The 13,878-nt window shown below is 62.7% G+C and carries 10 protein-coding genes and 1 pseudogene; 6 read left to right on the top strand and 5 right to left on the bottom strand.

Annotated features, from left to right (window positions below):
- Positions 1-170: 170 nt before the first annotated feature.
- From LT988_RS00260 to LT988_RS00250, 3 genes are all read right to left on the bottom strand, one after another.
- Entirely contained in the window at positions 171-953 is a 783-nt protein-coding gene (locus tag LT988_RS00260) for an HvfC family RiPP maturation protein (RefSeq protein ID WP_232408281.1), read from the bottom strand.
- Positions 946-1,803, bottom strand: coding sequence for an HvfB family MNIO-type RiPP peptide maturase (locus LT988_RS00255; protein ID WP_232408280.1), 858 nt, complete (start codon positions 1,801-1,803; stop codon positions 946-948). Before LT988_RS00255 ends, LT988_RS00260 begins: the two co-directional genes overlap by 8 nt.
- Positions 1,804-2,168: 365 nt before the next feature.
- Positions 2,169-4,691, bottom strand: a complete 2,523-nt coding sequence (locus tag LT988_RS00250; protein WP_232408279.1) for a DUF255 domain-containing protein — start codon at positions 4,689-4,691, stop codon at positions 2,169-2,171.
- Positions 4,692-5,204: 513 nt separating this feature from the next.
- Between LT988_RS00250 and LT988_RS00245 the strand changes: the two genes are divergently transcribed.
- Together LT988_RS00245 and LT988_RS00240 are read left to right on the top strand one after the other, a co-directional pair.
- Positions 5,205-6,071 carry a sterol desaturase family protein gene (locus tag LT988_RS00245; protein ID WP_232408278.1) on the top strand — a complete coding sequence of 289 codons (867 nt, stop codon included), beginning with the start codon at positions 5,205-5,207 and terminating at the stop codon, positions 6,069-6,071.
- Between the two features lie 99 nt (positions 6,072-6,170).
- Positions 6,171-7,067, top strand: a complete 897-nt coding sequence (locus tag LT988_RS00240; RefSeq protein WP_232408277.1) for an alpha/beta hydrolase — start codon at positions 6,171-6,173, stop codon at positions 7,065-7,067.
- 51 nt (positions 7,068-7,118) lie between these two features.
- Here the strand turns inward: LT988_RS00240 and LT988_RS00235 are convergent.
- Positions 7,119-7,949 (bottom strand): annotated as a pseudogene (locus LT988_RS00235) (FAD-dependent oxidoreductase); the annotation flags it as partial.
- 45 nt (positions 7,950-7,994) lie between these two features.
- Complete coding sequence (locus LT988_RS00230; RefSeq protein WP_232408276.1) at positions 7,995-8,669, bottom strand: TVP38/TMEM64 family protein; 675 nt, start codon at positions 8,667-8,669, stop codon at positions 7,995-7,997.
- A gap of 350 nt (positions 8,670-9,019) precedes the next feature.
- On the opposite strand from LT988_RS00230, the gene LT988_RS00225 reads away from it, so the two are divergent.
- The 4 genes from LT988_RS00225 (at position 9,020) to aprA (ending at position 13,776) form a co-directional block, all read left to right on the top strand.
- The gene (locus LT988_RS00225) at positions 9,020-9,907 is read left to right on the top strand and encodes a hypothetical protein (RefSeq protein WP_232408275.1); all 888 of its coding nucleotides are present in this window, start codon (positions 9,020-9,022) and stop codon (positions 9,905-9,907) included.
- Between the two features lie 597 nt (positions 9,908-10,504).
- A complete protein-coding gene (locus LT988_RS00220; RefSeq protein ID WP_232410656.1) occupies positions 10,505-11,368 on the top strand; it encodes an adenylyl-sulfate reductase in 864 nt (287 codons plus the stop codon).
- A gap of 39 nt (positions 11,369-11,407) precedes the next feature.
- Positions 11,408-11,890, top strand: a complete 483-nt coding sequence (gene aprB / locus LT988_RS00215; RefSeq protein WP_232408274.1) for an adenylyl-sulfate reductase subunit beta — start codon at positions 11,408-11,410, stop codon at positions 11,888-11,890.
- On the top strand, positions 11,890-13,776 hold the full coding sequence (aprA, locus tag LT988_RS00210; protein ID WP_232408273.1) for an adenylyl-sulfate reductase subunit alpha: 1,887 nt from the start codon (positions 11,890-11,892) through the stop codon (positions 13,774-13,776). The genes aprB and aprA overlap by 1 nt, the downstream gene beginning before the upstream one ends.
- Positions 13,777-13,878: the final 102 nt, after the last annotated feature.

Below are 13,878 nucleotides of genomic sequence, written 5' to 3'. Positions count from 1 at the left end.
GGTGCGTCACGAGGAGTCGACCGAGTTCCGGCAGTGTGGAGAACACCGATGGGTCACACCGGAAAAGAACAGGGCCGAGCCGTTGGATTCGCATGAGCGCAACGGGCGCAACGCATCAAAAACACCCCGATCGCGAGCCGCGCCTCCAGGTCCGGATGCCGACGCCTCGATCAGCGGCCTGTGCCGAGCACGACCCCCTTGGTGCGAAGGTCTTCGAGTAATTCTGCCCCGAACGCGACGATCTTATCCGGTGCGGTGTGGCCGAGTTCCGCTGCAATCCGATTGAGCGCCGCGCGCCCTGTCTGCGGGCTCGTCTGCTCCCCCAGCAAGATCAGCAGGCGCTGGGTCACGGCGTTGATCTCGAGAAAGGCGATGTCGTCGTTCGCCGTGCGATAGACCACCAGATGGGTCGGCTCCGGCGGCGGGGCATCCGGTCGGCAGTCCGGCCCGATGCGATGGACAGGGAAGCGATAACTGAGATTCCAGGCCAGCGGCGAGACCACCGGGCGGCCCTCGAGCAGGTCTCCGGTCGGATCGATGCGGGTGCGGTCCGGCTCCACATCGCTGATCTGCAGGGCCAGCTCGACCCATTCGTAGTGCGCCAGCTCAAGAAGAAAGGGTGGATCCCGAGGATCGTCGGTGCGTGCGCTCTGTAGGAAGTCGAGAAACTCCTGACCCAGCTCCAGGAAGATCGGCGTCTTGGCGCGATGACGGACGAAGAAATCTCGGATCAGGTCATCCCAGCACGCATCGGACAAGATCCGGCGCAGCACCGGGAAGTTGCCCGCGAGCAAGGCCGACACGTTGTTGAACACCAGATCGCGATAGATCGCCATGCGGCGATCCTCGACATCCTCCGGTCCGGGAATCCGGGTCGGATCGCGCAGATGCGCGGCGAAAGCGCGCTGGCGTCGGATGAAGTCCGGTTGGATGATATCGGCTTGCTCAGGCATCGGCCGCGCTCCGCGCCGATCGCGCCGCATGGACCCTTTGGATCTGCTTGATCCGATCCACTTCGCGAACCAACTTCTCTAAGGGCGGAATGTTGAAGTCGCGCTCAAGGAGCGTGGGGAAGACCCCGAAGCGCGCGTAGGCCAGATCCAGCAGCTCCCACACCGGGTCAATAACATCCGCGCCGTGGGTGTCGACCCGCAGATCCTCGGCCTCCACGTAGTGACCTGCAATGTGGCCGTAGCGGATGCGCTCCCCCGGCAAGGCGCACAGGAAGGCGTGCGGGTCATAGCCGTGGTTGACGGCGTTGACATGGATATTGTTCACGTCGAGCAGCAGGTCGCAGTCGGCCTCGACCAGCACGGCCTTGATGAACTCGATCTCGGACATCTCTTGCCCCGGCGCGCCGTAGTAAGAGACGTTCTCCAGTGCGATGCGCCGCTCGAGTATCTCCTGTACCCGGCGGACGCGCCCGGCGACATGCCGAACCGCCTCCTCCGTGAAAGGGATGGGTAGGAGGTCGTAGAGATGGCCGTCGTCGGAGCAGTAGCTCAGGTGTTCGGTGTAGGCGCGGATCCCGTGCTCGTCAAGAAACGCCTTGACCTGCCGCACGAAGTGCAGGTCGAGCGGGGTCGGGGCACCGATCGAGAGCGAAAGTCCGTGGCAGACGAAGGGATGGCGCTCGGTCAGCGCGCGCAGGCGGCGGGCATTCACCCCGCCCATGCCAATCCAGTTCTCCGGGGCGATCTCGTAGAAATCGACCTCTTTGGGCGGACGTTCGGCCAAAGGCCCCAGGAAAGAGCGCCGCAGGCCGAGACCGGCGCCGGAAACGGGGTAGGATTCTGGGGTCATGCCGAGAATGGGCTCCGGTTCGAATCGTGATATCGATGATGACCGCGGGATCGGAGACGTTCTTTCCCGAGTGTGCTCGATCTCGTCCGCGACGTGCGATGCCGTTCGGCAGGCGATTACCAACAGGTCCAACACTCATTGAATCGGTGCCGGCTTGGTCAGGACCGCGCCGGTGGCCGGCGGGCGCCCCTCGCTACTGCAAATGTCGTGGCGACCGCTGCAGATTGCCACCAGAGCCGAGGGATGGTCCTCGATGACGAGGACTCTGGGCCGGCGAGCGTCACATGCGGCGAATCGGTCGATGTCGCCGGCGACGTTCACCCGCTTTTGTCGTCCCAGTCTCTATCGCTTTGAAACAGATTACCTTATTCGGACTGCACTCGATTCGATTGCACGAATCCTTGTAACGCATCGTGACGACGTCCGGATCTTAAGGTCACGATTTCTGCCACGTCGCGTCGCGTCTGCCCGACCGTATGCAGAACCAAGGTCTCCGGGGCGAGGCAGATGGCGTCGCTGCACGCTTGCAGACGCAGCTCGAAGGTTAGCCAGGCGCTTGGCTCCACCGTGGAATTGGCCCGCTGCTGCGGATTTGGCTCAAGCGTCGTTTCGATCCGGACCCGGCCGCGGTAGACCGCGAGCGGTTCGCGCTGGAATCCGAGTCGGACGATCTCCGGGATCGGGTAGGCGGGCGCCGCCATCTGCCAGTCCGCACTGGTCCGGCTCATGCGCAGGGTCGTTGCAATGAGCTCGTCCTGCAGCGGTCGGTGGGCATTGATGTGCCAGCCCGGTCGTATGGTGAGATCGATCACTAGATTTCCACTGCCATGGTCGCCCGTGCTGGTTTTGGCGCTGATGCGGGCGTCGGCCCGCACGGCGCCCCGCGCCGCGTATTGCAGGGGTCCGGTGTCGCCGTGGCGCAACAGATTCAGCGCTGCCAGCAGCGACGGGAAGGCGCTCGGGGCCTGCGCGATCAGGCCCGATGTGCTCGCCAACAGGGACGTCGCGCGCCGCTCGTAAGCGAGCTCATCGGTCCGCCGGTTCAGCTCTGCCAACAGTTGCAGGGCCGCCGAGGTGGCGGACGGCATGACACCGTCGGCGACGTCCTTCGGCCGTGCCATCAGCGGCGTCTCCTCGGCGGCCTCGCCCATGTACAGACCGCCTTCGCCGTGGTCGGCAAAGCGCTCCCAGAGGGCATCCGCCATCTCACGGGCCCGCGTCAACCAGCGCTGCTCGCCAGTGGCGTCGTAGAGCGCAATCATGGCCTGTCCGAGAAAGGCGTAGTCCTCCAGAAGCCCCGGCTGCGCGGTGCGCCCGTCGAGATAGACGCGGTTGATCCGGCCCGGCGCCGAACGCTGCTCGGTCCAGAGCAGCTCTGCGGCGCGTTCGGCAGCGCTCAGATAGCGAGGCTCGCCCAAGGCCTCGGCGGCCTCCGCGAGCGCGGCGATCATCATGCCGTTCCAGGCCGTTAGAATCTTCTCGTCGCGATGCGGATGCGGGCGTCCCTCGCGGTGCCGGTAGAGCCGCTGATTGATGGCGTCCAGCCGCTTCCAAAGCTCGACGGTGGTCAAGCCACGGGCGGCGGCGAACGACTCCGGCGCCATCGGCAGATGCAGGATGTTCCGCCCCTCGAAGTTGCCGGATTCGGTCACCCCGTAGAGGGCGATGGCGAGCTCGGCATCCTCGGGCGAGAGCATGGACCGCAGCTCGTCCGGGGTCCACAGGAAGAACAGACCTTCCTCGCCCTCGCTGTCGGCGTCGGTCGCGGAGTAGAAGCCACCCGCCGGGGAGGTCAGATCGCGCAGCACGAAGTCCAGCGTGCGCCGGGCCGCACGACCCAGCTCCGGGTCGCCGGTCAGACGCCAGCCGGCCAGATACAGGCGCGCGAGCTGCGCCTGATCGTAGAGCATCTTTTCGAAGTGGGGCACGAGCCAGTCGTTGTCGATGGCGTAGCGGTGAAAGCCGCCGCCGACCTGATCCTGGATGCCGCCGCGCGCCATGCTCCGAAGCGTGAAGACGGCCGCCGTCAGCGCGGCTTGATCGTCTCGGCGCAAGGCGTGGTCGAGCAACAGCGCGAGTCGCGGCTGCTGCGGGAACTTTGGGGCATGACCGAATCCGCCCTGCAGCTCGTCATGCTGCTCGAGGAGGCCCGCGACCGCCCGATCGACGATCCGGTCTTCCAGCTCGGCCGCCTGTGCTTCGGCGGCGAGCGCCTCGGCAACGGCATGAGTGATCGCGGCCGCCCGGGCGCGCATCTGTTCCGGTTGCTCTTGCCACAGGGCACTGACGCGTTGCAGCAGGGCGCTGAAATCCTCGGGCGGGAAGTAGGTCCCGGCGACCATCGTCTCCCCCTCGGGCGTCAGGATGCTCGACATGGGCCAGCCGCCGCTGCCGGTGAGCAGTTGCACGGCGGTCATGTATACCTGGTCGATATCGGGTCGGACCTCCCGATCGACCTTGATCGCCACGAAATGCCTGTTCAGCAGATCCGCGATGGCGACGTCCTCGAAGCTCTCGCGTTCCATCACATGGCACCAGTGGCAGGTCGAGTAACCGATGGAGAGGAACACCGGCTTGTTCTCGCGCCGGGCGTGCTCGAACGCCTCCGGCCCCCAGGCATACCAGTCCACCGGATTGTGGGCATGCTGGAGGAGGTAGGGGGAATCCTCCACGATCAGGCGGTTGGTGTAGCGAGGACGGCCGTCGGGAAGAAGATGCTCCGTGCGGGGGCGGTAGTCCGGCCCTTTGGCCTCGAGCGCCGCCGCCAGCCGGCGTTTCAGCTCGGGCGGGTCGGTTGCCGAGACGTCTTCCACCGCTTGCGCGCCGACGCCGCCCTGCGCGGTCGCCAGATAGAGCAGCAGGGCAAGGCAGACGAGTATGTGGTTCATCGGTGTTCCTCGGAGTGGGAAAATCGCAGGCCTATGCGTGGCGTCGGTGTCGGAAGTGGCCCGGCCGATGACTCCGTCCTTAGGTTCGAGACTCAGGCGACCCGATCGAGCATACACTCGGGTGCGCGATCCTCTGCCCAACCCCGGCACCTGGGTTGCTCTCTCGAATCAAGCGAGGACATTGCCATGGCGACATCGATTGCGATCATCGGCGCGTCGGCGATGGCGCTTGAGCTGGCACAGTCCTTCGATCGGCTCGGCAGCCAGATGACGATTCGGGCTGACCGAGGCGCTGGCGCTGGCCGAGCTTCTGTTCCCCTATCTGACGATGGTCGAGCGCCTCAAGCCCCCGGCGCAGACCTTCATCAAGGCCGGGCTGCCGAGCCCGTTGCCGGGACCGGAGAAAACCGCTGCATCGGTGAGCGAAAAACATTCACCCCACCGGTTGTTGTTGACCGCCGATCTGCCAATATCGTGCTCTCGAGGTCATTTCGGCCGGCGGAGGCATACCCATTGGACGGCTTCATCCAGACCTACGAGGCGACGATCCGCCTCGTATTTTTCTTTGGCATCTTCGCGCTCATGGCGATCTGGGAGGTTCGCGCGCCGCGCCGCGCCCGGACCCTGACCCGACTGCAACGCTGGACCAGCAACCTCGGGCTGGTCGTCTTGAACACGGTCGTCCTGCGCATCCTCTTTCCCGCGGCTGCGGTCGGGATGGCCGTCTTCACGAGCGCGCAGGGGTGGGGATTGCTCAACGTGATCGACCTGCCGGGCTGGCTCGCGGTGCCGGCAGCCATCGTCGTGCTCGACTTCGTGGTTTGGGTGCAGCACGTGCTGTTTCATGCGGTGCCTGCGCTGTGGCGGCTGCACCGGGTACATCATGCCGACCTGGACTACGACCTGACCACGGGGGCCCGCTTTCACCCGATCGAGATCGTCCTGTCGATGCTGATCAAGTTCGCGGCCGTCGCCGCGCTCGGTCCGCCTGTCGTCGCCGTCATCCTCTTCGAGGTGATCCTGAACGGCATGGCCATGTTCAACCATGCCAACGTGCGCCTGCCGCTCGGGGTCGAACGCGTATTGCGTTGGTTCATTGTGACACCCGACATGCATCGCGTTCATCACTCGATCGAGGACGACGAGACCAACTCCAATTTCGGCTTCAACTTGTCCTGGTGGGATCGCTTGCTCGGCACCTACCGAGATCAGCCGCGGGCCGGTCACGAGGGCATGACGATCGGGATTCGCGACCACCGCGATCCGAGCCGCGTCGATCGGCTCGACGGGATGCTGGTACTGCCCTTTGTCGGGCAGGTGACGGACTATGCGATCAATCGGCGGCGCTGGGAGGATCAGCCTCAGGATACGCGGCCATGAGCAAACCGGTTCGAGCCTGCGATGATCTGCTCCCTGATCTCGATCGAGGGCTTGGCTGACCCGACCCAACCGATGCATAAACCCCACGGAGACCAACGCATGAACCATTGCCTTCAAAGCGCCGGAATCGCGCTCGTCCTGGCATTTGCGGCCGGAGCCGCTGCTGCCGAAGAGGTCACCCTGACCGATCGGGGCCTCACCCTGAACGCCAATCTGGAAACGACCGGCGCCGATTGGCAACAGGGACCGGTGGTGCTCATGACCCACGGCACGCTCGCCCACGGCGGTATGGAGATCATGGAGACCTTGCAAACGGCTTTACAGGAGCGCGGAATCAGCTCGCTCTCCATGACGCTGAGCCTGGGGCTCGACAACCGCAGCGGCATGTACGACTGCGCCACGCCACACACCCACCTGCACACCGACGCGGTCGGCGAGATCGGCGCTTGGCTCGGCTGGCTGCAGAGTCAAGGCGTCGAGGAGGTGGCCCTTTTGGGACATTCGCGCGGCGGTAATCAGTCGGCCCGCTTCGCGGCCGAGCACCCGGAAGCCCCTCTCGAGGCCGTGATCCTGATCGCACCGCAGACCTGGAGCGAGGCCGCAGCAGTCAAGGACTACGACAAGCGTTTCGGCAAGGCGTTGGAACCCCATATCGCGCGGGCGCGTCTGCTCGATTCGGAAGGTCGCGGTGCCGAGATGCTCGAACCGGTCGACCTGATCTACTGCGCCGAAACCTCGGCAACCGCTGTGACCTTCCTTTCTTACCACTCGCCCGATCCCCGCATGGACACCCCGAGCCTGATCCCCGACATCAAGGCCCCGGTCCTGGTGATCGCCGGCAGTGAAGACGATGTTGTCGAAGGGCTGATCGAGGCGGTGCAGCCCATGGCGGACGGCGAGCGCGTCAACCTGATCGTGGTGGACGGCGCAGATCATTTCTTCCGCGATCTCTACGCGGAGGAGATCGCCGACGAAATACAAACGTTGCTTGATTAAAGGAAACGAAGGGCGATCACGCACAATGCGGTGCCGGTCGCCATGGGCCGCACTCTCGGTGATGGCGCGGTCCAGATCGTCGAGCCGGTGGCGGGTGAACTCGTAGGCGATGCCTCGGGCTTGGGCTTGGCGCTCGGTCAAGCCCACCTGTGCGACCTCCGGGTCGGTGAAGGTGACGCGCGGGATCACGCGATCATTCGACGCGAAGCGCTTGATGCCGAGGAACAAGCCGTTGACGGCCGCGTACCAGGCTTGGTGAGTGGCCACATGGGCAAACTGATTGGGGCCGACCACGTCGCCGCAGGCGAGGATGTTGGGATAGCGGGTCTGCAGGAAGGCTTCGGTCTCGATCGGACCGGCCGTGGTGAGCGGGATACCCAAGACCTCCAGTCCCAAGCCGGTCACACGCGCGCGCCGCCCGATCGCGCAGAGCAGGAGATCGAAGAGGAGCGCTTCCTCGTTGCCGGCCGAGTCCGGATCCGGACTCGGGCTCGGCCCGGAGATGACCACGAGCCGCTGCTCTCCGTCCACCACCTCGCAACGCAGGGTTCGGGTGTGGGTCATCAGTCGCACGCCGTCCTCGCGCAAGCCCGCCTCGATCGGCGCGACGGTGTCGTCGTCCTCTTTGGGCAGGATGCCGGAGCGCGCGACCTGAGTCACCCGAGGGCCGATGGCCGCAAACGCCTGGGCAAGCTCGCAGCCGATCGGTCCGCCGCCGAGGACGACCAGCCGCTCCGGCTTCTCGGTGATGGACCAGAGGCTCTCGGAGGTGACATGACGCACCCCGTCGAGTCCGGAAATGTCGGGGACGATCGGGGCGGCACCGGTGGCGATCACGATGGCTCGGCTGGTTCGGGTCCGCGCTCCTGTCGGCGTGTCGATCTCGACCAGGTTGCGATCGAAGCGACGGGGTCTCGGCCAACCGGCTTAGACCCGGCGCGCCTCAATCCGCTCGACCACCCGTTTGGTCAGAAGCGGAAAGACTCCGAGCAGCGCAAAAGAGCCGAGCAGGGCGGGGGAGAGGATCCCCGATAGGCTGTCGAGGCGTGCGAGCTGGGTGCCGGCGTTCACGTAGACCAGGGTCCCCGCGAGCATGCCGACCTGACTCACCCAGTAGAAGGTGATGGGCTTGATCGGGGTCAAACCCATCAGCAGGTTGATCACGAAGAAAGGAAAGACGGGGACCAGGCGCAGGGTGAAAAGAAAGAAGGCTCCGTCTTTTTCGATGCCCTTGTTGAGTGTTTCCAGACGCGCGCCGAAGCGTCGCTGCACTGCATCGTGAAGCAGAAACCGTGAGACCAGAAAGGCCAGGGTTGCGCCGATGCTGGACGCGAAGGAGACGATCAGGGTGCCCACTCCCAAGCCGAAGAGGGCGCCGGCCGCGATGGTCATGACGGCGGCCCCCGGCAGGGACAAGGCGGTGACCGCCACATAGCCGGCGAAGAAGGCGCCGATGACCGACGCAGGGCGCGCCGCATACCAGGCGTCGAAGCCCTCTTGACTTGCCTTCAGCGCATCGAGGGTCAGGTAGCGGTTCAGGCCGAAGCCGAAAAAGGCCCCGATCGCCACGACGATGAACATCGACAGAGCGAGCTTCTTCATGGGTGTTCTCCGGGGAAACCGTTCTGATGGGTCGTCGATGTCGAGTTCAAGATGCGCGAAGGCCGTCTGTGTTTCAGCGACCGCATGCCGCACCTTACCGCCGCGGCGATTCAGTTCCCGTTGCGTGCGGTCTTCGAGACGTTGCTCCACGGCGCCGCGGGTTTGGCGCTCCAGCCGACTGTTCTGTCGCGGCACCGACCCGGGCGAATATTTACAATATCTGTACGGTAGCGGAATCCACGCGATCGCCTATATTCGCTGGATGTAGGGGGGTTCTGCTCGGCCCCGTCGGGTCGAGCGGGCGACATCGAACGTTTTCTGCCTCGGACCTTGTTTCACATCTGTCGTAGATGATTAAAGCTCACTCTCAACGCGTATTGCAGCCGTACTCGGCTCAAGTACAAATCGCCGAATCCGATCACGCTCGAGCGCTTTCGATGGATGGCGATTTGTGGGAATTTCACTTTATCTATGCCAACCATCGTGGGGGCAAAACAAGCACAGCTCGACAGCAGGGTCGCTTCACCAGGGCGGCTCACATCAGGCGTCGGGATTTCGAAAAGGTGATCGAAAACCCTGTCACGGACGACGGTCAAGTGGACCAACGCATACTTGATTTGGCGACGTTTCTGATCGGTGCACAACTGCCGTTCGAGGCCTCGGATCGATATGAATACTGGCTCTTGGATCCCAAGGACTGTTCGCCCCTCGCACTCATTTTCTCTTGCGTAGAGGCGTCGGAGATGGCGTCTTTTCCGAAACTCACGGATTGGGCTGCGCTTCCGGCCGCGGTAATGCCGATTGAAACGACCGAGGCTGAGCGCAACAGGTCATATGGGCCCGTGAACTACCGATTGGAAAGATGTGTCGCCGAGCGAGCCGGTCCCAAACCGAGAGCGCAATGGTTCACCCGGAGGTTCAACGAGGACGAGGATTTTCCACCGTTCTTGGTCCGCGAGGAGTGGGAAAACGAAGAGCACCAGGATCTTTGTCAACGCTATCTGCATCGCCAAGCACCGCGTCTGCTGATGCTGCATGGAGTAAGTCTCGAGGCACGGCGCAGAATGGAGCTGGCGGCAAAGGCGAATGCGCTGGACGTGGTGCGCTTCTATCCGCTCTATCCGGAAATCGTCGATCACGAGGTGATGGATAAGATCCGGATCGAAGCTCGCCTTCGGATGGCAGCGGGGGAGACGGCCTATGCAATGGGCCGCCGGGACGGCGTTCTGTACCAGTGATGCGGATGGTTTTTGCCTCTCAACGGAGCACTGCAGCAATGCCGAGGTGCTGGAAACGCTCCGGCATCGCCAACACACCCGTGGCTTTCTGGACCCGTCTTGTCTCGGCCCGCACTGACGTGCGGGGCACTCACTGCGAACCCCTCGGTCTGTTGAAACGCAGGACCGGCGATCCCGAAGGTTCTGCGAAGGATGAGTGGTTCGAGGCAACTGAGTTTCGGAGCGTCCGGGTCGTCGAGGCGGTGCAAAGCCCGGAGACGATCGGCAAGGATGCCTCGACGACGGCGCAATGGGGGAGAGGTAGCCAGCCACGAACCCGTCCCCGTTATCAGCAAGATTGTCATGCTCGTGCCGTTCACACGTGTCTCATAAGTCGTAGTTATGACGCCCGAAAATGTCTGAGTCGCGCAGCATGTACTGAAAAGCTTATACTGCATCGCCAGTGTCGCCGGGAGTCGCCAAAACAGCGCCGACATCCCGTGGGGCGGTTCAAGATCCGTTCCTTCGGCATCGCCAGTCGACCTGATGCTGGGGCGGATCAGGTCACCGTTTCCTCGAGGTAGCCGAGGTTCACACCCTGTATGGAGTCACCTTCCAATGATCGCAAGTAATCCTTTCGCGATTGTGTCCGAGAGCCTTTCGCTCGACCCGGGCGTCATGCAAGCATACGTCGTTCTGATGGTCATTTTGGTTGTCGGCGGCACGCTGCTCGACGTCGTACATAAGAGAAGCGCCAAATACTTTTTCGAGAGAGGGCAGTCGCTGAAGAAGATTGCCAAGCGCGACGTCGGTGGCGGGGAGAAGCTCGGCATCGCCCTGAGTACGGTGGCAAACGAGGTGTTGACCTCGAGCGAGTTCCAGAATCGCGACCGTCGTATCTCGCACCTCTTTACGATGTATGGCTTTATCTTCTTCGTCGTGACCACGGCCGTGATGATCTTTGGCCTGCCCGTCGCCGAGGGCGAAGGCGCTGGGCTCGTGCCCCTGCTGTGGCATCTGGGAGCGCTTTCGATCTGCATCGGCGGTTACTGGTTCTGGTTCAAGATCCGGGTCGATGTGCGGTCCGAGGGTAACGAGTGGCACAACGTGCACCAGTCCGACCTGTTCATCGTCTCGCTCTTGCTGATGGCGACCTTTGCGCTGATCTGGTCCTTCGTGCAAGCGTCTGCCGGTGCGACCTCCGTGCTGAGCATCATCACGTTTATCGTCTTTATCGCCGCGGCAACCACGCTGTTCAGCACCATCCTGTGGTCGAAGTTCGCACACATGTTCTTCAAGCCCGCCGCAGCGTTTCAGAAGAAGGTGGCGGTTGCGGATGGCTCCTGCGACAAACTGCCCGAGATTCCCGATTTGTCCAGCGCCGAATGCAAAGAGCGTTATCCGGACATTCCAGAGTACATGGGCGCAAACCCGCCAAACATGGGGCTCGGCATCAAGCGCGAAGCTCCGGCCCACTATTGATCTCGCGTAGCGATCTCAAGTCACGAAGAGGAAACGAATATGCCAACCTTCGTCTATATGACGCGCTGTGACGGTTGCGGCCAGTGTGTCGACATCTGCCCATCGGATATCATGCACATCGATCCGGTGGTGCGCCGAGCCTACAACATCGAGCCCAACATGTGCTGGGAGTGCTACTCCTGCGTAAAGGCCTGCCCGCACAATGCCATCGACGTCCGGGGCTACGCCGATTTCGCCCCGCTCGGCCACTCGGTCCGAGTTAAACGTGACGAGGAGAAAGGTGTCATCGCATGGCGGATCATCTTCCGCAACGGCGAAAAGGACATGAATCTCCTGGCCCCGATTACGACGAAGCCTTGGGGAAAGCACATTCCTCAACTGGCAGACGCGCCGGCTCCCAGTCAGGAGATGCGCGACGGCGAACTCCTGTACAACGAGCCGAAGTACATCCGATTCGATGACGGTGGTTTGCACACACTCGAAGCCGCCGGGCTTCAACTGAAAGTAGGGGTGTACGAATGATGGGTTACAAGACAGTCGTTGAGGACGGCATCGACATCCTGGTGTGCGGTGCAGGGCTGGGCGGAACCGGTGCTGCCTTCGAGGCACGCTACTGGGGCAAAGACAAGAAGATCGTGATTGCCGAAAAGGCGAACATCGATCGATCCGGGGCGGTGGCCCAGGGGCTTTACGCCATCAACTGCTACATGGGCACCCGCTTCGGCGAGAATAACCCCGAAGACCACGTTCGTTACGCGCGCATCGACCTGATGGGCATGGTTCGGGAAGACCTCCTGTTCGATATGGCGCGCCACGTGGACTCGACGGTGCACCAGTTCGAAGAATGGGGCCTGCCGTTGATGCGCAACCCGAAGACGGGCGCCTATCAGCGCGAGGGGCGCTGGCAGATCATGATCCACGGCGAGTCGTACAAGCCGATCGTCGCCGAGGCTGCCAAGAAGTCCGCCGACATGGTCTTCAACCGCGTTTGCGTCACCCATCTGTTGATGGATGAGTCCAAGGAGAACCGCGTTGCCGGGGCCGTCGGGTTCAATGTGCGCACCGGCAACTACCACGTCTTCAAGTCCAAGACGGTCGTCGTCGCTGCCGGCGGTGCGTCCAACATCTTCAAGCCTCGCTCCGTCGGCGAAGGTGCCGGCCGCGTGTGGTACGCACCCTGGTCGTCGGGCTCCGCGTATGGCCTGATGATCGGTGCCGGCGCGAAAATGACCCAGATGGAGAACAGAATCGTTCTCGCCCGTTTCAAGGACGGATACGGTCCGGTCGGTGCGTACTTCCTGCACCTCAAGACCTACACGCAGAACGGCATGGGCGAAGAGTACGAATCCAAGTGGTTCCCTGCCCTGGAGAAAATGGTCGGTAAGCGCTATTTGGACGTCGAAGCGTCGCACCTGTCGCATCGCCCGATTCCGACCTGCCTGCGGAATCACGCGTTCATCAACGAGGTCAACGCCGGACGCGGTCCGATCCATATGGTGACGATGGAAGCGTTCCAGGATCCGCATCTCGAAGAGATCGGCTGGCATAACTTCTTGGGTATGACGGTCGGCCAAGCGGTATTGTGGGCGGCGACGGATGTCGATCCGAAATATGAGAATCCGGAGCTGACGACCTCCGAGCCCTACGTCATGGGTTCTCATGCCACCGGGTGTGGAGCCTGGTGCTCAGGTCCGGAAGACCTATCCCCGCCGGAGTACTTCTGGGGTTACAACCGAATGACCACCGTGGAAGGTCTGTTCGGTGCGGGTGACGCTGTCGGTGGAACGCCGCACGCTTTCTCTTCCGGTTCCTTCACGGAAGGCCGGCTCGCGGCCAAGGCGGCCTGCAAGTACATCGATGACGGCAAGGCCGAAGGCATCCGCGTCTCCGATGAGCAGATCAATCGTCGCAAGGAAGAGGTCTATAAGCCGATGGAGCACTATAAGCTCTATCGAAACGAGATCACCGCCGGATCGGTCAACCCGAACTATATCAACCCGCGTCAGGGGTTGGATCGCCTCCAGAAGCTGATGGATGAGTATTGCGGCGGGGTGACGGTCAGCTACATGACCAACGAGAAGCTGCTGCATATCGGACTCAAGAAGCTCAAGCTTCTGGAAGAGGACCTTGAAAAGATTGCGGCGGAGAATATCCACGAGCTGCTGCGCGCCTGGGAGCTGAAGCATCGCCACCTCACTTCCGAGGCTGTCATGCATCACACGCTGTTCCGCAAAGAAACCCGCTGGCCGGGTTACTACTATCGCGGTGACGCGATGAAGGTGGATGACGAGAACTGGCATGTGCTCACGGTCTCACGCCGGGATCCGAAAACCGGCGAGTACAGCATGGAGAAAGCGCCGTGCTACCACCTGATTGAGGACAAGCAAGAGACTGCTGAGGCTGCATAAGCCTTTGAGGAAGACAGGGCCTCTGGAATCGGGGCCCTCGTCTTCTTCTCGCCGTTCTACCCCGCTTGTTGGATGAGCGCTAGGTTAAGCGTGATAAGCGAT

This window comes from Thiocapsa bogorovii, assembly GCF_021228795.1.
Lineage (GTDB): Bacteria > Pseudomonadota > Gammaproteobacteria > Chromatiales > Chromatiaceae > Thiocapsa > Thiocapsa bogorovii.
The sequence above is the reverse complement of the archived record's forward strand: the minus strand, read 5'-3'. Positions and strand labels throughout refer to the sequence as shown.